18 protein-coding genes are annotated in these 18,950 nt (G+C 62.2%); 6 read left to right on the top strand and 12 right to left on the bottom strand.

Features of this window, described 5'->3' with window-relative positions:
- Positions 1–21: 21 nt before the first annotated feature.
- Complete coding sequence (locus EO245_RS10760) at positions 22–717, bottom strand: lysozyme (RefSeq protein ID WP_234026880.1); 696 nt, start codon at positions 715–717, stop codon at positions 22–24.
- A gap of 615 nt (positions 718–1,332) precedes the next feature.
- Here EO245_RS10760 and uvrA point away from each other — a divergent pair.
- The gene (gene uvrA / locus EO245_RS10755; RefSeq protein WP_128892927.1) at positions 1,333–4,248 is read left to right on the top strand and encodes an excinuclease ABC subunit UvrA; all 2,916 of its coding nucleotides are present in this window, start codon (positions 1,333–1,335) and stop codon (positions 4,246–4,248) included.
- Here the strand turns inward: uvrA and EO245_RS10750 are convergent.
- Together EO245_RS10750 and EO245_RS10745 are read right to left on the bottom strand one after the other, a co-directional pair.
- Positions 4,245–5,639: an HD domain-containing protein gene (locus EO245_RS10750; protein WP_164931305.1), complete on the bottom strand. Its 1,395-nt coding sequence runs from the start codon at positions 5,637–5,639 to the stop codon at positions 4,245–4,247. The two genes, uvrA and EO245_RS10750, sit on opposite strands and share 4 nt — an antisense overlap.
- Positions 5,640–5,661: 22 nt before the next feature.
- Positions 5,662–6,138 (bottom strand): hypothetical protein, encoded by a 477-nt coding sequence (locus tag EO245_RS10745; protein WP_128892925.1) that lies wholly within the window; start codon positions 6,136–6,138, stop codon positions 5,662–5,664.
- 398 nt (positions 6,139–6,536) lie between these two features.
- Here EO245_RS10745 and EO245_RS10740 point away from each other — a divergent pair, with 398 nt between their 5' ends.
- The 3 genes from EO245_RS10740 to EO245_RS10730 all read left to right on the top strand — a co-directional run bounded on the left by EO245_RS10740 (position 6,537) and on the right by EO245_RS10730 (position 8,287).
- Positions 6,537–7,043, top strand: coding sequence for a hypothetical protein (locus EO245_RS10740; RefSeq protein WP_128892924.1), 507 nt, complete (start codon positions 6,537–6,539; stop codon positions 7,041–7,043).
- A 219-nt stretch (positions 7,044–7,262) separates the two neighbouring features.
- Positions 7,263–7,574, top strand: a complete 312-nt coding sequence (locus EO245_RS10735; protein ID WP_128892923.1) for a hypothetical protein — start codon at positions 7,263–7,265, stop codon at positions 7,572–7,574.
- 92 nt (positions 7,575–7,666) lie between these two features.
- A complete protein-coding gene (locus tag EO245_RS10730) occupies positions 7,667–8,287 on the top strand; it encodes a TIGR02466 family protein (protein ID WP_128892922.1) in 621 nt (206 codons plus the stop codon).
- 13 nt (positions 8,288–8,300) lie between these two features.
- Here EO245_RS10730 and EO245_RS10725 read toward each other — a convergent pair whose 3' ends face one another.
- Positions 8,301–8,777, bottom strand: coding sequence for a septal ring lytic transglycosylase RlpA family protein (locus EO245_RS10725; RefSeq protein WP_234026879.1), 477 nt, complete (start codon positions 8,775–8,777; stop codon positions 8,301–8,303).
- A gap of 871 nt (positions 8,778–9,648) precedes the next feature.
- On the bottom strand, positions 9,649–10,863 hold the full coding sequence (locus tag EO245_RS10720) for an argininosuccinate synthase (RefSeq protein WP_128892921.1): 1,215 nt from the start codon (positions 10,861–10,863) through the stop codon (positions 9,649–9,651).
- A 155-nt stretch (positions 10,864–11,018) separates the two neighbouring features.
- On the opposite strand from EO245_RS10720, the gene EO245_RS10715 reads away from it, so the two are divergent.
- On the top strand, positions 11,019–12,398 hold the full coding sequence (locus EO245_RS10715; protein ID WP_128892920.1) for an acyltransferase: 1,380 nt from the start codon (positions 11,019–11,021) through the stop codon (positions 12,396–12,398).
- A 4-nt stretch (positions 12,399–12,402) separates the two neighbouring features.
- On the opposite strand, the gene EO245_RS10710 is transcribed toward EO245_RS10715, so the two are convergent.
- Positions 12,403–13,716: a cyclopropane-fatty-acyl-phospholipid synthase family protein gene (locus tag EO245_RS10710; protein ID WP_128892919.1), complete on the bottom strand. Its 1,314-nt coding sequence runs from the start codon at positions 13,714–13,716 to the stop codon at positions 12,403–12,405.
- 81 nt (positions 13,717–13,797) lie between these two features.
- On the opposite strand from EO245_RS10710, the gene EO245_RS10705 reads away from it, so the two are divergent.
- On the top strand, positions 13,798–14,241 hold the full coding sequence (locus EO245_RS10705; protein ID WP_128892918.1) for a DUF1801 domain-containing protein: 444 nt from the start codon (positions 13,798–13,800) through the stop codon (positions 14,239–14,241).
- On the opposite strand, the gene EO245_RS10700 is transcribed toward EO245_RS10705, so the two are convergent.
- Genes EO245_RS10700 through rlmN form a run of 6 tightly spaced genes read right to left on the bottom strand, consistent with a single transcriptional unit; the run spans position 14,242 to position 18,941 of the window.
- The gene (locus EO245_RS10700) at positions 14,242–15,003 is read right to left on the bottom strand and encodes a molybdopterin-dependent oxidoreductase (protein WP_128892917.1); all 762 of its coding nucleotides are present in this window, start codon (positions 15,001–15,003) and stop codon (positions 14,242–14,244) included.
- On the bottom strand, positions 15,000–15,662 hold the full coding sequence (locus EO245_RS10695; protein ID WP_128892916.1) for a cytochrome b/b6 domain-containing protein: 663 nt from the start codon (positions 15,660–15,662) through the stop codon (positions 15,000–15,002). The genes EO245_RS10700 and EO245_RS10695 overlap by 4 nt, the downstream gene beginning before the upstream one ends.
- Positions 15,659–16,423, bottom strand: a complete 765-nt coding sequence (locus EO245_RS10690) for an SDR family oxidoreductase (protein ID WP_128892915.1) — start codon at positions 16,421–16,423, stop codon at positions 15,659–15,661. The genes EO245_RS10695 and EO245_RS10690 overlap by 4 nt, the downstream gene beginning before the upstream one ends.
- 42 nt (positions 16,424–16,465) lie before the next feature.
- Complete coding sequence (locus EO245_RS10685) at positions 16,466–17,119, bottom strand: MOSC domain-containing protein (RefSeq protein WP_128892914.1); 654 nt, start codon at positions 17,117–17,119, stop codon at positions 16,466–16,468.
- Positions 17,116–17,706 carry a bifunctional 2-polyprenyl-6-hydroxyphenol methylase/3-demethylubiquinol 3-O-methyltransferase UbiG gene (locus EO245_RS10680; protein ID WP_128892913.1) on the bottom strand — a complete coding sequence of 197 codons (591 nt, stop codon included), beginning with the start codon at positions 17,704–17,706 and terminating at the stop codon, positions 17,116–17,118. Before EO245_RS10680 ends, EO245_RS10685 begins: the two co-directional genes overlap by 4 nt.
- Positions 17,703–18,941 carry a 23S rRNA (adenine(2503)-C(2))-methyltransferase RlmN gene (gene rlmN / locus EO245_RS10675; protein WP_128892912.1) on the bottom strand — a complete coding sequence of 413 codons (1,239 nt, stop codon included), beginning with the start codon at positions 18,939–18,941 and terminating at the stop codon, positions 17,703–17,705. The genes EO245_RS10680 and rlmN overlap by 4 nt, the downstream gene beginning before the upstream one ends.
- Positions 18,942–18,950 lie beyond the last annotated feature (9 nt).

Raw genomic sequence — 18,950 nt, 5'->3', positions numbered from 1 at the left:
GTGGTCGGCAAATGTCGTCAGTTATGCGCGCAATTCGCGCGGATCCTCGTAGGTCGCCTCGAGGAAGATGTTGGTGCGCCGTTCGCTGCGATAGACGAGGCCCTTGGCCTTCGCGCCGCCCGCGTGGTGATATTCGAGCTCGGCTGCAATCGCCGTGTAATCTCCGCTGGCGATCGCTTCGTTCAGGCGAGGGCTTCTCGCTTCCGACACATTGCCTTCGCCGACGTTGAAGACGAGATCGACGAGGGCGTCGAATTCGTGCTGGGTCAGCCTGAGATCGCCGACGAGGCGCTGGACGCCGCGTTCCGCGATCTGCAGGTCCCGGTCGAGGAAATCGAGCGCGCGTTCTTCGCTGATCCGGTCGCCGACGCGCAGCTTGTCGCCCGGCTTGACGAGATGCCCGACGCCCACGGTCGGATAGCCCGCGACATCGCGGTAGACCGTCAGCCGCACGCCCTCTTCTTCGATCAGGGCTTCCTTCATCTCGTCACTGGTTTCGAGAAAGCGCGCTTCGACACGCCCATTGGCGTCGGGGATCGCTCCCGCGTCCTGCATCTGCGCAATTACACCGGCCTGCTGCATCGAAGTCGCACTATCGAGCGCGGCAGTATTCAGCCCCATCACGCTGGCCGACAGGGCGAAGGCGGCCTTGCGCTTCTTGCGCTTGGTCCTGAGCCCGGCACGGATGCGCCGTCGCTTGTCCTCGAGCCGCGCCATGCGGCGTTGCTTGAGCTTCCCGACCAGGCGCTTCGCGGCGCCGGGCCTTCGCGTTCTTGACGGGAGCGGTGATTTTCTTGGGCGAGCGATATCTCGCGGGGGCATCTCGTTGTCCTTGCTGTCGGCGCACATGCAGGTTCAGCGTCCGTCCCAGGCGATCCTGCTAGCGCGATGTTTCCATTCAACAATTCAACGGTTCGGGCTTGCGGAAAGGTCCACGCTTCACCGAACCTCAGGCACGGACCGGGCGGTTCGCATATTCGCCGCGGCGTGCGAGCGCGGGACAATGACGGTCTCATACAATGGGAAAGCCGGGGCGGCTGCTATCCAGACCGCGTCGTGGGGGAGACATCGCAGAGCGCTTCCACGGGGTCGCAACAGATTCAAACGGTTGGTTGCACAGAAACGGGTCGGGCCTCGCGCCGGGCCCGTTTTTGATTCGAAGGGCGAGGGAACCCGGCCGCACGCCGCGTCGGTCTCCCGCGCTTGCATTTGTGCGGCTCTTTCCCACATCGCTGGAACTCTCGCGCTGCCTGTCCGCTCATTCATGCATGGCTGGCCCGGCGCAGGGCGGCCCTCTTGACCAAAGCGAACAATTCGGGAACACGCTCGCACATGGCACTTACCAAGATTTCCGTACGCGGCGCGCGCGAGCATAACCTCAAGGGCGTCGATATCGACCTGCCGCGCGACGCGCTGATCGTCATCACGGGCCTGTCGGGTTCGGGCAAGTCGAGCCTCGCGTTCGATACGATCTATGCCGAGGGGCAGCGACGCTATGTCGAGAGCCTGAGTGCCTATGCGCGTCAGTTCCTCGAGATGATGCAGAAGCCCGATGTCGAGCATATCGACGGCCTCTCGCCCGCCATCTCGATCGAGCAGAAAACGACGAGCCGCAATCCGCGCTCGACCGTGGCGACGGTGACCGAAATATACGACTACATGCGCCTGCTGTGGGCGAGGGTGGGTGTCCCCTATTCGCCCGCAACCGGCGAGCCGATCAGCGCGCAGACCGTAAGCCAGATGGTCGACCGCGTCATGGCGCTGCCCGAAGGCACGCGGCTCTACCTGCTCGCGCCGGTGGTGCGCGGGCGCAAGGGCGAATACCGCAAGGAACTGGCCGAGTGGCAGAAGGCGGGCTTCACCCGCGTACGCATCGACGGCGAGCTCTACCCGATCGAGGAAGCGCCCGCGCTCGACAAGAAGTTCAAGCACGATATCGAAGTCGTGGTTGATCGCCTTGCGGTGAAGGAAGGACTGGAAACGCGCCTCGCCGACAGTTTCGAAACCGCGCTCAAGCTGGCCGAGGGGCTGGCCTATGTCGACCTTGCCGACGGCGTCGTGCCGGGGCGCGAGGAAGAGGCGGCCGGTGGCGGTGCGATGAAGGGCGCGGGGCTGCCCGCCAACCGCATCGTCTTTTCCGAAAAGTTCGCTTGCCCGGTCTCCGGCTTCACGATCGAGGAAATCGAGCCGCGCCTGTTCTCGTTCAACGCGCCGCAGGGGGCCTGCCCGACTTGCGACGGGATTGGCGAGAAGCAGCTGTTCGACCCGCAGCTCGTCGTGCCGAACGAGGCGCTGAGCCTCAAGAAGGGCGCGGTCGTGCCGTGGGCCAAGTCCAATCCGCCGTCGCCCTATTACATGCAGGTGCTGCAGTCGCTCGCGACCGAGTTCGGTTTCGACCTGACGACCCCGTGGAACGAGCTTTCGCCCGAGAACCGCGAGACCATTCTCTACGGCACCAAGGGCCAGCGCGTGCCGCTCACCTTCAAGGACGGGCGCAAGCAGTACACGGTCAACAAGCCGTTCGAAGGCGTCATCGGCAACCTCAACCGCCGCATGTTGCAGACCGAAAGCGCCTGGATGCGCGAGGAGCTGTCCAAGTTCCAGACCGCGCAGCCGTGCGAGACCTGCGGCGGCAAGCGCCTCAATGAAAAGGCGCTCGCGGTGAAGGTCGCCGGGACCGACATCGCAACGCCGGTCAAGATGAGCGTCGCCGATGCGAAGGAGTGGTTCCTCGCCCTCGACGGCAAGCTCAACGACACGCAGAGCCAGATCGCCAAGGCCATCCTCAAGGAGATCAACGAGCGGCTGGGCTTCCTCGACAATGTCGGGCTCGACTACCTCAACCTCGACCGGACCAGCGGCACGCTGTCGGGCGGGGAGAGCCAGCGCATCCGCCTCGCCAGCCAGATCGGCAGCGGGCTGTCGGGCGTGCTCTACGTGCTGGACGAGCCGAGCATCGGCCTCCACCAGCGCGACAACGACCGCCTGCTCGAAACGCTGAAGCGCCTGCGCGACCTCGGCAACACGGTCATCGTGGTCGAGCATGACGAGGACGCGATCCGCACCGCCGACCACATCGTCGACCTCGGCCCCGGCGCGGGCGTGCATGGCGGCGAGGTCGTCGCGCAGGGCACGCTCAAGCAGATCGAGCGGAGCAGGAAATCGCTCACCGCCGACTACCTCACCGGACGGCGCGAGATCGCGGTGCCGACGAAGCGCCGCAAGGGCAACGGGCACGAACTCACCGTCCACGGCGCGCGGGCGAACAACCTCAAGGACGTCACCGCCTCGATCCCGCTCGGCACCTTCACTTGCATCACGGGCGTATCCGGCTCGGGCAAGTCGAGCTTCACCATCGACACGCTCTACGCCTCCGCCGCGCGTTCGCTGAACGGCGCGCGGGTCATCGCGGGCGCGCACGACAAGGTCACCGGCCTCGAATATTGCGACAAGGTGATCGAGATCGACCAGTCGCCCATCGGCCGCACTCCGCGCTCCAACCCCGCGACCTACACCGGCGCCTTCACCCAGATCCGCGACTGGTTCGCCGGCCTGCCGGAAGCGCAGGCGCGCGGTTACAAGCCCGGCCGCTTCAGCTTCAACGTCAAGGGCGGCCGCTGCGAGGCGTGCCAGGGCGACGGCCTCATCAAGATCGAGATGCACTTCCTGCCCGACGTCTACGTCACCTGCGAGGAATGCGGCGGCAAGCGCTACAACCGCGAAACGCTGGAGGTGAAATTCAAGGGCCACTCCATCGCCGACGTGCTCGACATGACGATCGAGGACGCGGAGGACTTCTTCAAGGCCGTCCCCCCGATCCGCGACAAGATGCACATGCTGAACGAGGTTGGGCTGGGCTACGTCAAGGTCGGCCAGCAGGCGACCACGCTGTCAGGCGGCGAGGCCCAGCGCGTGAAGCTGGCCAAGGAACTGTCGAAACGCAGCACCGGCCAGACGCTCTACATCCTCGACGAGCCCACCACCGGCCTCCATTTCGAGGACGTGCGCAAGCTCCTCGAAGTGCTTCACCGGCTGGTCGACCAGGGCAATTCGGTAGTGGTGATCGAGCACAACCTCGACGTCATCAAGACCGCCGACCACATCCTCGACCTCGGCCCCGACGGCGGCGTGCGAGGCGGTGAAGTCGTCGCACAAGGCACGCCGGAGGAAGTCGCCGCGGTGGAGGGGAGCTATACGGGGCAGTACCTGCGGCCGATGTTGGCTAAGCAGCGGGAGGCGACACATTAATTGTGCTTTTCGAAAGCTTCTCGCAGTTGTTTTTTCATGCCAGGTGGATCTTTGAGAGAAGGAAGGTAGTAAATTCTAAGCACACGATATCGCAAGGTGGATAGATGATGAGCCACAGTGGAGTTCATATCAATCAAAGGTGACGAGGCCTGTTCACCTTTGCGCAAGATATGAATTAGTTGCTGTGCTTCCTCTTCGCTGTAATCTCTGTCCTTTGGTGAGCCTTGCAGAATTGGTCCCGCTTTTGAAAGCTTGAAGGGCGCTTTCCAAATATTAAATCGCCTTACATCAATATCAAAACGTTCAGCTGTTTCGCGAATTTTATATTCTAGAAGTTCCTCGCGAGCCGTCTGTTCATCGCTCTTGAGATCGGCCAACACCTCCCAAGAATATACTAGTTTTGCCGGGTTGCGATCCAACACCGCTGCAATGTGATCCTTATAAACAGGATCCGAACACTCGTGTCTGGCTTCCCGCATCATTGCGGTTAGTTCGCCGTCATCGAAGCTAGCCCACTGATCTCGCTCAAGCAGCGCTTTTAGGCCTTGTTCTGATAAGTTGACACGGCCGTCCTTCAAAAGCCAAAGCACCGACTCCTCAAGGCTCCATTCGAGCGCAGCAACCGTCTTCTGATACGGTATCTGCATAAAATCGTAGAAACGCGACACAAGGAGGTGGTCCGCTGCCCTCGTGGCTTTCCGATCGAAGCAGAAACGACCATCGCCATCTACGGTCGATTTACTTATTATGAAATCTACATCTACCGCACCATATGGCGCGCCGGAATGAAGCGAGGTTCGCCGCAGATAGTCGAGGCGGTCACAATCCAGATCTGAGGAAATTATTGTCGAAAGCTTTTCGTCAATAAATGCAGAAGTTACATCACTTTTCGAAACTGAATCCACTGATGCGAAGGCAGCGTCGATTTCCGCATCTTCAAGAAAGATTAGTTTGCCTGTGTCTTCATGGTCGAGATAGGTCGCTGGTGGTTGCGATGGACCGGCAATTGCCAACTCTTGCTGAGCTGCTTCTTCTGTTTTGAAGATTTCATGCCGATAGAAGCGCTTAATGGCATGTTCTGTGGTATGCGAGAATGGAAAGTGCCCAAGGTCGTGCAACAGCGCTGCCAAGCGAAACGCCTGCCTCTCTTGGTCTTCAAATTTGCGACTTGAGTTTGCCTCGATCGCAGTGAGGATCCGCTCTGCGTTGAAACATGCGCCAACCGAATGCGCAAAGCGAGAATATCCAGCGCTAGGGAATACTAGATGGCCTAAGCCTAGCTGCCGCACATTGTGCAAGCGCTGAAAGCAGCGACTTGATACAATTTTTGCTTCAATCTCGGAAAGGTGAATGTTTCCATAAAGGGGGTCGGTAATTGTTTTACCGTTCAAGTCTAGTGACAAGATTAACCCCTCATAAGAAATCCAACTCGTTCAGCGCGTTGTTAGCCAAATCATAGTACGGATGCAATGTTGCTTTACTCAATTGAATTTTTGCCCGTGACGCTTCATCCGTCATTCTTAGCCTCTTTCGGAGGTATAGGATTGAGGCGAGTAACTCCAGCCAATATACTCGACCCAATGTGAACTCTTCTGGGGGGTCGAGAAGCGGTCGGACTTTTTGAACTACAGATTTTGCGAAGTCCGTGAGAACAAGCTTCTGACCGCCGTTCTCGGCACCATTCTGCGCTAATGCATAGTAGTCCGAAGCGAGAGACGGGGAATAAGGACCCCTGACATACCAATTGTAGCTATAACCTAGTTGCAGCCCAGCTTCTTGTACTAGGCAAACAACCTTCTGAATGCCTATTCGATCATCCATAGTACTAATGCCGTGACTCATTTCTAACTCGTTCAACACGAGCTTCAATACGTCAGTCTGTTCGGTCATAAGCGGAGCGTTCCCTCTTCGTTCCGTTCATTGGCAGCGGAACGACCCTCTGTCAAGTGACTGTCGGTTGAGCCTTATATCTGCAGTAGGTCAATTTATCACCGTATTCGATTGATTTGTCCCCACCAGTGATTGGCGTTCGAGACGGAACAACGGTGCCAAAAATTGAAGACAGTCAAGAAAGTATGAGAGACAAGCTTCTGTAGCGAAGTAAAGTCTTTCCGCGCGTCGAGGCCGTCCCGTTAAGATGCACGACCGACAGGAGGTCGAAGATTTTATAAACAGAAAACGATATTCATCGTTCGTATTCGGGATTGACGATGCAAATTCCCCCTGTCCTACACGCCCCGAACCCTATAGCTGGTCCGGTTCCCTGATCCCCGACAGAGGAACCCGACATGTCCCAGCTTCCCGTTTCCGAGCAATTCCAGCAGCCTTTCACGCATGATCGCCGTGCGCGGTTTCTCGAGGCTTTGTCGCTTTCCGGCAATGTCCGGGCGGCGGCGCGCACAGTCTCGGTCGCGCCGATGACCGCCTATCGCTGGCGGCGGGCGGATGCGCATTTCGCGCGCGGGTGGGATGCGGCGCTGGTGGTCGCGCGCTCGGCGATCGAGGAGGTGCTGGCCGACCGCGCGATCAACGGGACCGAGGAGGAGGTGTTCTACAAGGGCGAGCTCGTCGCGACGCGTCGGCGGTTCGACAACCGCCTGCTGCTCGCCCACCTCGCGCGGCTCGACAGCAATGCGCAGAACCGCGACCTCTCGGCCGTGGCGGAGGATTTCGACTCCGCACTGGGCCGCTACGCACAATCGGGCGAATTGCTCTCCGACATCGAGGCGCGGGACAGCGAAGAGGAGTCCGACCGCCTCGCCTATTGGGAGGGCGAGGAGGAGGCTGAAGGCTAGCCCCCGCGAGCCACAGGCGAGCGCAAGCGCGACTGCGCGCCCGGAGGGGTGGCCCCGCAGGGGTCGGGCCCCCGGAGGATAGCCAAGGCCGCGGATGCGGCCGCCGGCGCCTGAGGCCAAACAAACACCGTAACAAGTGTAACTTTCCTACACGCCGCGCCTTAACCCGATCTCCACCCTGTCTTGCGACACTCGCCGCTTCCAACATGGGAGCTTGCCATGATGAAGGCGGTAAAACTGGGTGCGGTCGGGGCCGTTTCGGCGTTGACGTTCTTCCACGTGGGCCAGGGCCTGCGCGGTGACGATGCGGGCGGGGAGTACGCCTACAGCGCGCATATGGAGGGCTGCCTGCGCCAGGTGCGCCAAATCGTCCCTGAGGAGCGCAAGGCCGTCGGCGCGTGCGAATGCATGTATGGCGAGTTCGAGAAGCACGGCTATTCGCTGATCGACGCCTTCGGCTCGGATTTCGACCACATGAGCCGGATCACCCGCACCTGCGCCGCGCGCAACGGGGCTCGCCTGCCGAACTGATTTTACCGGGGAGGGGGCGGGTGCCCCCTTGCGGTTCCTCGCTTCCCACGCTTAATTTGCAAGCGGGGTAAAATTTGGGGGACTGCAAGCCGATGGCCACGCGCGCTTTCGACGTCAAACCGCTATTCGCGGAGCCGTATTTCAAGACCAATATCGCCGATGCGATCACGCCGAAGCAGGAGAAGCTAATCAAGGCTCTCCCCATGCTCGATAACCAGGTGAACCGCATTTCGGAGGAGCTCTACCTGTTCGAGCGGCCCGAGATGGCGAGCATCAAGAAGGCGGTGCAGGAAGCGCTCGATACCTTCGCGCGCGAGGTGATGGGCATCTCGCAGCGGCTCGAGGTAACGCAGAGCTGGTCGCTGATGAACCCGCCGGGAGTGGGGATGCACGGGCACACGCACTCCAACTCGCTAGTGTCCGGATCGCTCTACTATACCGACCTGCCGAACCCGCCGGGCAGCATGATTTTCGAGCGCCACAATGGCTATCGCCAGCTGGAGATCGCGGTGAACGGGGAAAAGCAGAACATCTACAACGCACCGCGCAATGCCGTCGTGCCGACCAAGGGCGACCTGGTGCTCTTCTCGAGCTCGCTGCAGCATTATGTCGAAACCAACACCTCGCAGCAGAACCGCCACTCGATCGCGTTCAACACCTTCGTGCGCGGGAAGATCGGATCCTTCCGCGACGTGAGCGAGCTGGAGTTGTAGGGACGCGGGCGCGTCAGGAGATCAGTTCGAGCTCCACCCGGGCGTGACCGCTGCCGACCATGCCAAGCTCTTCCGCCGCAGCGCGCGACACGTCGATCGTGCGGCCACGGACGAAGGGACCGCGATCGTTGACGCGGACCACCACCGAGTTGCCGTTGCGGGTGTTGGTGACGCGCACCATCGACCCGAAGGGCAGCGTCTTGTGGGCGGCAGTCATCGCATGCATGTCGAACCGCTCGCCGCTCGCCGTCGGGCGACCGTGGAAGCGGCGGCCATAGTAGGAGGCGACACCGGCACCGAGGGATTCGCCGCGAGCTTCTTCCTCGACCGGCGGCTCGAATTCGGTGATGTCGACGACGTTGCCGGTCGCTTCCGGCATATCCGGCAGCGCTTCGAATTCGACGAAGCTTTCCTCGAATTCTGCTTCGTTGGACGCAGACACGGCTGCCGACGCCGGGAACAGCGCGAGCATCGTTGCAGCGGACAGCATGACAGCTTTTCGAACAATCAACTTATGGTGAGGCAATTGGCCCTCCGTCGTTGGGGGCCGCAATTACCGGCGGGAAGTTAAGGTTCCAAATGCGCCTGGCAGCTCATCGACGCTGGTGAACGGTTCACCGGCGAAATGAGCGCAAAATGCGGCAATATGCCCGATTGCGCACATCCGAATTGCCCGATTTTGCATGAAATTCCGGCTTTTTTCGCGTTGGAGAATCGGTCGCAATGGCCGGTTGGGGAGGGTGGCGCCCAAAGTAAATGGGGCCGGCATTGCTGCCGACCCCACTCTCACCAGCGCGTGGTCTTCCTTCCTGGCGAACCATTTCGGAAGCGCTTGGCGCCCGATGTTTTCCCTTCCATCCGGCAAGCCGGATATCCGGTTCTGTCACCGGCGCTCGCGCCGGCATCCGGGGCTTTCTTTCCATCCTTCCGATCCGAAGATCTTCCGCATGGCTTTCCAGTCCCGAGACCTTCGATCCCTTTGACGGCCTGCCAACTCAAGCGGCTCCACCAGACCTCAGCCTCGCTTCACCATCGTTGACCGACCAGGATCTCCGGCCTGTTGCAGCTTGCATTCGCGTTCTTCTCGAGCGGCCCACTTGCCTCCGGTCGAAACCTTCTTCAAATGGTCCTCAAAGACCGCGCGGACAGTTGCCGCAACGTCGGTTGGTTTGAGAAAGTTCTTCGATTTCCGGTCGTTAGACCTTCAACCGGAGAGATTTTCCGCCCCGTCCGATGAGTTAAGACTGCGCCGGTCGGGTGAGTCGTTCAAGGCTGGCAACCCCGAGTTTTCCACTTTTCCCCAAATTCGCTGTGGACGACGGTGGATAAGTCAACCGCTCGTCGCAAGCTTGTCGGCCGCGCTACGAATTCCGCTTCGAAAGTAGCCGCAGACGCAGTGCATTGAGCTTGATGAAGCCTTCCGCATCCTGCTGGTCGTAGGCACCGGCGTCGTCCTCGAAGGTGACGTGCGCTTCGGAATAGAGCGAATTGGGCGACTTGCGACCGACCACGCTGGCGAGGCCTTTGTAGAGCTTGAGCCGAACCGTGCCGGAAACCTTCTCCTGACTGAGGTCGATCGCTGCCTGCAGCATCTCGCGCTCCGGGCTGAACCAGAAGCCGTTGTAGATGAGCTCGGCATATTTCGGCATGAGCTCGTCCTTGAGGTGGGCGGCTCCGCGATCGAGCGTGATCTGCTCGATACCGCGATGGGCGCGGGCGTAGATCTCGCCGCCGGGCGTTTCGTACATCCCGCGGCTCTTCATGCCGACGAAGCGGTTCTCGACCAGGTCGAGGCGGCCGATACCGTGCTTGCGGCCAAGATCGTTGAGGGCAGTGAGCAGCGTTGCCGGGCTCATCGCCTCGCCGTTGAGGGCCACGCCGTCGCCGCGCTCGAAATCGATGGTGATGTATTCCGGCTCGTCCGGCGCGTCTTCCGGATGGTCGGTGCGCGAATAGACATAGTCGGGCGTTTCCTCCCACGGATCCTCGAGGACTTTGCCTTCGGAAGAGGTGTGGAGGAGATTCGCATCGGTCGAGAACGGGCTTTCGCCGCGCTTGTCCTTCGGTACGGCGATCTGGTGCTTTTCGGCCCAGGCGATCAGTGCGGTGCGGCTCGTCAGGTCCCATTCGCGCCACGGGGCGATGACCTTGATATCGGGATCGAGCGCGTAGGCCGACAGTTCGAAGCGGACCTGGTCGTTGCCCTTGCCGGTCGCGCCGTGGGCGATCGCATCGGCGCCGGTCTCATGCGCGATCTCGACGAGACGCTTGGAGATCAGCGGCCGCGCGATGCTGGTGCCGAGCAGGTAGTCGCCTTCGTAGCGGGCGTTGGCGCGCATCATCGGGAAGACGAAATCGCGCACGAATTCCTCGCGCAGGTCCTCGATGAAGATGTGCTTGTCCGGGATGCCCATGGCGCGCGCCTTTTCGCGCGCGGGTTCGATTTCCTCGCCCTGGCCGAGGTCGGCGGTGAAGGTGACGACCTCCAGCCCGCGCTCCACTTCGAGCCACTTGGCGATGACGCTGGTATCGAGGCCGCCCGAATAGGCGAGGACGACGCGTTTGATGTCGGACATTCCAATGCACTCCTGAACTCGGTGCGCCCCATGCCGACAAACGCGGGGCGAGGGAAGGGGCTGCGCGCATTTCAACAGCAATTGACGCGAGGGAATTGGACGCTGCGAGGGCGCATCGGATATTCGCAGCTGCGCTGAAGCATGGAGGGTTCGCAATGCTGGCTAGCTGGCACAAGGCGCGCGAGATGGCGCAAATGGCGCCGCCCGAGCGCAATCGCTGGGTCGATTTCCTGAGAGCACTGTCGATCCTAGCCGTGGTCATCGGCCACTGGCTGGTCGCCGCACCCTATCTCGACGAGAGCGGCGAGATCGTCGGCGGGCATTTGCTCGGGATACTTCCGTGGTCGCAGTGGCTGACCTGGGGCTTCCAGGTGATGCCGATCTTCTTCCTCGTCGGCGGCTATTCGAATTCGGTCAGCTGGGCCGCGACCTTACGGAATGCCGAGAGCGAGGGCGGGGGCAGGCGGCCGGGCATCTATCGCGACTGGTTCGCGAGCCGGGTGCAGCGCCTGATCACGCCGGTATTTCCCGTGCTGCTCCTGTGGGCGCTGATCGCGCTCGGCATGACGCAGTTCGGGATGGAGCGCGGGCAGGTGCGCATGGCGACCGAGCTTGCGCTGATCCCCGTGTGGTTCCTCGCCGTCTACCTGCTCGTCACCGCGCTGACGCCGGTCACCTATAAGGCGTGGCAGAAGCTCGGCTTCGGCTCGTTCTTACTGCTGGTCGTGGCCGCAGTGCTGACCGACTATGCGACGATCGCGAGAGGCGTTCCCTACGTCAATTTCCTCAACTTCCTATTCGTCTGGGTCGGCATCCACCAGCTTGGCTACGCGTGGCGCGACGGTGCATTCGGGGGGACCGGGCATCGCATCATGTGGACCGCGGCGAGCCTTGCCCCGCTCGTCTCGCTGACGGTTTTCGGCCCATACCCGATCGCCATGATCGGCGTACCGGGAGCGGAGATGACCAATTCGATGCCGCCGACCGTCGCGCTGCTCGCGCTCGGCATGACCCAGACTGGCATCGTTCTCACGCTTGAGCCCTGGGGCAGGCGGATGCTCGAAAATCTATCGGTCTGGACCGCGACGGTCCTGATGAACGGCATGATTATGACCGTTTACCTGTGGCATCTCACCGCATTCGTGCTGGTGATGGTTGCCGCCTGGGCGCTGGGTGGAATCGGCCTCGAGGCTTATCCGGGGACAGGCGAATGGTGGGCGAGCCGGCCGGTGTGGTTCGCGCTCTATATTCTCGCGCTGCTGCCGATGATCGGCATCTTCGCCCGTCACGAGCGCAGCTTCGGACCGATCCGCGGCGGGCGCACCGTGCCCAAGATAAGGGTCGTGCTCGGCGTAGTCGCGATCTGTACCGGCCTAGCCATGACGGCAGCCATCAGTATTGCGAGCCCGGAAGGCATCACCGGTGTCAGGCTGTGGGTCGTCGCCCTGCCGTTCGTCGGCGCGGCTTTCCTCGGTTTCGGGCCGGTCTACGACATGGTGAAGCGCGGCCCGGCGGGCGAGGGCGCAAGCTCCTGAGCGGTTACTCCGCCGCTTCCTTCAGTGCCGGGTCGAACCGCCAGCTAGGGACTTCTCCCATTTCTCGCAGGCGGGCGCTTTCTTCGTGTATGTACTCGCGGGTCATCGGCACGGCTTCGCGGTTCTTCACATACTGGAGTTGCCAGTTGACCATCGTGCCGTTGCGGAAGCTCTGCTCAGCGCCGGCGAGATAGAACAGCCACATGCGATAGAACTGCTCGTCATACATTTCCGTGATCTCGTCGCGGTGCATGACGGTGCGGTTGTACCACTCCTCCAGCGTGTAGCTGTAGTGGAAGCGCATCGCCTCGACGTCCATCACCTGCCAGCCTGCCTTCTCGCTCTCGGTCACGAGTTCGCTCAGCGCAGGGATATAGCCGCCGGGGAAGATGTATTTGCGCGTCCAGGCATCGGTGAAGCCGGGAGGGCCGGCGCGGCCGCAGCAATGGCTGATCATCACGCCGTCGGGTTTGAGCAGGCGGTTGGTGTGCTCGAAGAACTCCGGATAGTGGATCGTCCCGACGTGTTCGAGCAGGCCGACGCTGGAAATGCGGTCGAACTCGCCTTCCACGTCGCGGTAATCCATCAGGTGAAACTGGACCTTGTCCGCCACTCCCAGCTGCTCGGCGCGTTCCTTGCAGAAGGCGATCTGGTCGGGAGCGAGGGCGACGCCGGTCACTTCGACGCCGTACATCTTGTGCAGATAGAGCGCGAAACCGCCCCAGCCGCAGCCGATGTCGAGCACCTTCATGCCCGGCTTGAGATACATCTTGGCCGCGAGATGCGCCTTCTTGTCCATCTGCGCCTTCTCGAGCGAAGTCGCCTCCGGATCCTCGCGGTAATAGGCCATGGTGTACTGGCGATCCTCGTCGAGGAAGCGCTCGTAAAGCTGGCGCGTGAGGTTGTAGGTGTGCTCTGCATTCTTGCGGGCAGAACTGCGCTTGTTGATCCCGTCGAGCTTCGCCAGCAGCTTTTGCGCGCCCTTGCGCAGCGGTCCCTTGGGCTTGAGCGACGCTTCGCCGAGGCGCTTGGCATTCATCGTCACGAACAGGATCATGTCGCGAATGTCATGCGGTTCCTCCACGACGAGCCAGCCCCACATGAAAGCCTCGCCAGCGCCGAGCTGCGGGTAACGCGCGATGTGGCTCGCCGCCTTGGGATGGGTCAGCCGGATGCGGATTGGACCGGGGCGGCCGCCGACCTCCGGGCGGTACTCGCCGCCTCCGGGGCCGTAGGTATATTCCTTGCCGTCATGGTCGGTGACGATCATCTGCCCGTGCTTGATCGCCTTGCCGAGAAACTTGTCGAGTAGCCACATCCGGTTGAATTCCCCCAAATTCCAGTCCGCTGACAGACTGCGCCCCGCTTGCTAGGCTGTCAATCGCAGTGGGAGAGAACCATGGCCGAGGCCAAGACACAGATCACCGACGTCGATCCGGCGGACTTCATCGCTTCGGTCGAACCCGAGCGAAAGCGTGAAGAAGCGCAAGTCCTCGATGCGATGTTCCGGCGGGTCACGGGCGAGGTACCGCAGATGTGGGGGCCGAGCATCATCGGCTACGGCCAGTACCGCACCACCTATGCCAGCGGACGCGACGTCCACTGGATGCGATCCGGCTTCAGCCCGCGCAAGGCGAAGCATTCGCTCTATCTCATGGGCGGCTATTGCGACGAGCTTGCGGCAAAGGAGCGCGAGGCGTTTCTGGCAAGGCTAGGCAAGCATTCGACCGGCAAGAGCTGCCTCTACATTAACAAGCTCGCCGACGTGGACATGGACGTGCTGGAGGAGATGGTCGCGGCCGACTGGGCGACGATGAACCGGATCTACCCGCCCGGCGAATGATCAGATGCCGGCGTACCACTGGTATCCGGCCACATCTTCCCAATAGCCGCCCTTGCCGTCGCCGATCTGGTCGAGGGTCGATACGACCTCGATCGCGGTCAGGTATTTCGCGTGCTTGTAGCCGAGCTGGCGCTCAATCCGCATGCGTAGCGGCGCGCCGTTCTTTTCCGGCAGCGGTTCGCCATTGAGCATGTGTGCGACGATGGTCTGCGGGTGGTACGCATCGATCATGTCGACGCTCTCGTAATAGTCGTCGCCATTGAGCGTGTCGGCGCAGCGGAACACGACGAATTGCGCGCCTTCCTGCACGCCTGCTGCGTCGAGCAGCACGGATAGCTGAGGCCCGGTCCATTCGCCGATCGCGCTCCAGCCCTCGACGCAATCGTGCCGGGTGATCTGGGTGCGCTGGGGCAGCTTGCGGATGTTCTCGAGCGTCAGGCTCATCGGCGTATCGACCATGCCGCGCACTTCGAGACGCCATTCGGGAAATCCGGCCGAAAGCTGCTGACGGTAGAAATCGGTATCGACCGTCAGTGAGCCATTGCCGCGGAACGTCGGCGAGATGGCGGAGCGCGGGTATTCCTTTGCCAGCGCCATACGGTCGGCAAGGGCGCGGTGGACCGTCTTGTGCCAGCCCTCGGCAGCCGAGAAGAGCGACTGGGTGATCGGGCTTTCGGCGACCTTGGAGCATCCGGTCGCGACGAGCGCGCCGAACCCGGCGAGGAAGCCACGGCGGCCGATGCGGGGAGGGTGATCGCTCATCGCGTGCCTCCGGTGATCATGTCGCGCAGTTGCCGGATCGGGCCGCTCACCAGCACCAGCAGGACGTGGACGACGAAGAAAGCGAACAGGCCCCAGGCGAAGATGAAGTGGAACGAGCGTGCGCTCTGCCTGCCGCCGAACATGTCGACCAGCCACGGTGCTGCCGGTTCGAAGCCGGGGCTGATCGCCATGCCGGTGAAGATCATCCCCGGCAGGACAATGCCGAGCACCACGCCGTATGCGAGCTTCTGGAGGAAGTTGTAATTTCCCTCGCCGTGATCGAAATTCAGCCGCAGGTGCTCGCGAATGTCGTGCCAGATCGCGCGGGGCTTCCACTCCGCAAGGTGGGTGCGGATGTCGCGCCAGAAGTGGCCGTTGACCAGCATTGCGACCCACATGAAGAGCATTCCCAACGCAAATGGCCATGCGAACAGGATGTGCCAGTCGCGCGCCTTGGCGAGGCTGTAATAGTCGGGGATGGTCATCCACCCGGGGAAGCGCGGGACGGCAAGCCACGCGTCTGCCGGTGAGAAACCATAGTCGCCCCAATAGAGGTAGCGATGCGCGTTCGAGATGTTCAGCCCGCTCATGAACAGGATCACCACGCACAGCAGGTTGAGCCAGTGCCAGACCCTCGTGCTGAGCGCGTGGCGCTTCACCGCTCGATGCCCTCGCGCGCGAGATAGATAACGTCGCGGCTCTGGTTCAGCAGGTGCTGGCCGCTGTCGATGAAGAGGGTTTCACCGCTCGCGAGATGGCCTCCGGCGAGGAACAGTGCGGCATCGGCGATTTCGGAGATACCGGTCTTGCGGCGCAGCAGGTTGAGGACGTGGCTCTGCTCGATCTCGTCCTCGCTCTGGTCGTGGCTCGGCAGGATCGCGCCCGGGGCGAGGCCATAGACACGGTCGCCTGCTTCGGCAGCGCCCATCGCCAGCATCGGGATCGCGCCCGAGGCGGCGTATTTGCTCATGGTGTAGCTGAAGAAGTCCGGATTGGTGTTTTCAAGCTTCTGGTCGGTGAACTGGATCACCCGCCGACCGCCGCTCGCGCGGGCGCAGCGCAGGTAGGCCTGCGCCATGCGGATCGGTGTCTTCGCGTTGATGACCATCGACCTGTCATACGTCTTGGGATCGAGCGCGGTTACATCGTCGGGTTTGAAAATCGCCGCGCAATTGACCAGCACGCGCCAGTCTTCGAGCCGCGAGGCCAGCGCTTCGACCATCTTCACTGCGCTGTCGCTGTCGAACAGGTCGCAGTGGATCGCTTCGGCGGAAGGAAGCTCGTCCGCGAGCGCCTCGGCCTCTTTCGCCGAGCTGCCATAGTGGATGACGACGTGCCATCCGGCATTTCCGAAAGCCCGCGCAAGCTCTGCGCCGATGCGCTTGGCGGCGCCGGTGATGAGTATCGAAGGCCGGGTCACGATTTCGACTGCACCACAAAAGCCGCAGGATGTGAAGGGCGCTCAGAGAGCGGCGATTTTCGCCGCGCGATTGCGCCAGTCCTGCGAGAGCTTCTCAAGCTGCGCCATTTCCGCGATCTCCCCCGGCTTTCCGGGTGCAGTCGGATCGAACAGCAACGAAAAGCAGCGTGCCAGCGTCCAGCCATCGTGGCCGCGCTCGAGAAATTCGAGAGTCTGCCCTGCTTCTGCTTCGCCTTCCTCCACGACACGGAAATACCACCCGCTGCGGTGGTTCTGGATGATCGCCTTGACGATGCCCTCGCGTCGAAGATGCGTTTCGAGTTTCCAGCACGGCTGGCGCGCCTGGCTGATCTCGATCACCGCACTGCCGAGGCGGAACCTGTCGCCGATGCACAGGTTGTGTTCCGTCGCACCGTGCAGGGCCAGATTTTCGCCGAAGCTGCCGGGCGCGGGGAGGCGATGGTGCTCGCCGAATTGCGCGATCCAGTCGGGGTAGTGCTCGTTGGCATAGGCATGGAGCGCCATGTCGATGCCGCCGTGATGCTTGCGGTCGGCCTGTTCGTCACCCTCCAGCCCGAGTTCGAGGACGCGGATCGGTCCTTCCACCGGTCGCTTGTCGATCGCGCTCTGCTCACCGCGCGCGAAAGGTGCGCTCTTGCCGACGCACAGGGCGAGGATTTCGGGAGATTTCGTCATGGCTTGCGAAGCGTCAACGCCATCCAGTCGCGCTGCGTTCCATCGGCGGCCTTGCCGGGATAGGTCTCGCTTTCGACGATTTCGAAACCGGCTTCGCGATAGGTCTTCACCAGCCAGTCGGTCGACGGGAAATTGTGCAACCGGCCGAGGAGGTCGCGCCCCTCGCCGTCGCCGAGCTTGTAATTGGCGAAGTGCCAGCCGCCCGGTCGCAGCGCGGCATGGATTGCGCGCAGCACGCCGGGAAGGTCCTTGCGGGAAAGATGCAGCAGGCATGCGTGAGCCCATACCGCATCATAGGCCGCGCGCGCACGAAGCTGGTCGAACCGCAGGAGCCTTGCGCCGACGTCGAAGCGCTCGTTCGCCTTCGCGACCATCGCCGCCACGCCGTCGGTCGCATCGAGGTCGAAACCGCGCTCTTGGATGCGCGCAGAGTCGCGCCCTCCGCCGCAGCCGAGTTCGAGGATACGCGCGCCGGGTTTCAGCCGGTCGAGGAATGCGTCTAGGTGGCGGCTGGGCCCCTGCGCGAAGCTCAAAGTATAGCGGGGGGCCTGCTCCTGGTAGAACGCAAGAGTGGCCGGATCGCTCATTCGGCTGCTGCTGCCGCCTCGCGGTCGCGCTCGGCGCGGCTCTTCTTCTGCGCGGCGGTCTTCAGCTGCCCGCAGGCTGCGTCGATGTCGCGCCCGCGGGGAGTGCGAACCGGCGCACTGATGCCACCTTCGAAAATGATATTCGAAAATGCCCTGATCCGCTCCGGCGTCGAGCACTCGTATGGCGCGCCCGGCCAGGGGTTGAACGGGATCAGGTTCACCTTCGCGGGCAAGTCGTATTCACGGATCAGCCGGACGAGTTCGTGTGCGTGCTCGTCGGTGTCGTTCTTGTCCTTGAGCATCACGTATTCGAAGGTGATGCGGCGCGCATTGCTCGCGCCCGGATAGGCCGCGCAGGCTTCGAGCAGCTCCTCGATGCCGTACTTCTTGTTGATCGGCACGATCTCGTCGCGAATGTCCTTGGTCACCGCATGGAGAGAGACGGCAAGGTTCACGCCGATCTCCTCGCCGCACTTCTCCATCATCGGCACGACACCGCTGGTGGAGAGAGTGATACGGCGCTTCGAGAGCGCGAGACCGTCGCCATCCATCACGAGGCGCAGCGCATCGCGGACGTTGTCGAAATTGTAGAGCGGCTCGCCCATGCCCATCATCACGATGTTGGTCAGCAGGCGCCCGTCGGCGGTGTAGTGCGAGCTGTCCTCGGCATCGTCGAGCCCGTCCATCCGGCCCTTCGGCCATTCGCCCAGCGCATCGCGCGCAAGCATGACCTGCCCGACGATTTCGCCCGGTGTCAGGTTGCGCACGAGGCGCATGGTGCCGGTGTGGCAAAAACGGCAGTTGAGCGTGCAACCGACCTGGCTCGACACGCACAGGGTCCCGCGGTCGGCATCCGGGATGAAGACCATCTCGAAATCGTGGCCGTCATCGGTCTGCAGCAGCCACTTGCGCGTGCCGTCGCTCGAATGCTGGGCCTCGACGACGTTCGGGCGGCCGACCACGAAGCGTTCGGCCAGCCACGGGCGCATGGTTTTTGCGATGTCCGTCATCTCGGCGAAATCGCTGACGCCGCGGTGGTAGAGCCAGTGGTAGACCTGCTTCGAGCGCAGCTTGGCCTGCTTGGCATCGAGACCGGCCTGTTCGAACAGTTCGCGGATGCGCTCCTTGGGAAGGCCGATCAGGTCGATACGACCGTCGGCGCGCGGCGTGATGTCACGCGCGACGGGTACGGGGTCCACCTGCCCCGGGATGCTCATGAGTGCGGTATCTGCCATGGGAGCGCG

This window comes from Erythrobacter sp. HKB08 (genome assembly GCF_004114695.1).
In the GTDB taxonomy this organism is placed as follows: Bacteria; Pseudomonadota; Alphaproteobacteria; order Sphingomonadales; family Sphingomonadaceae; genus Parerythrobacter_A.
Note: the sequence above shows the minus strand (reverse complement) of the source record. Positions and strands in the feature narration are given on the sequence as shown.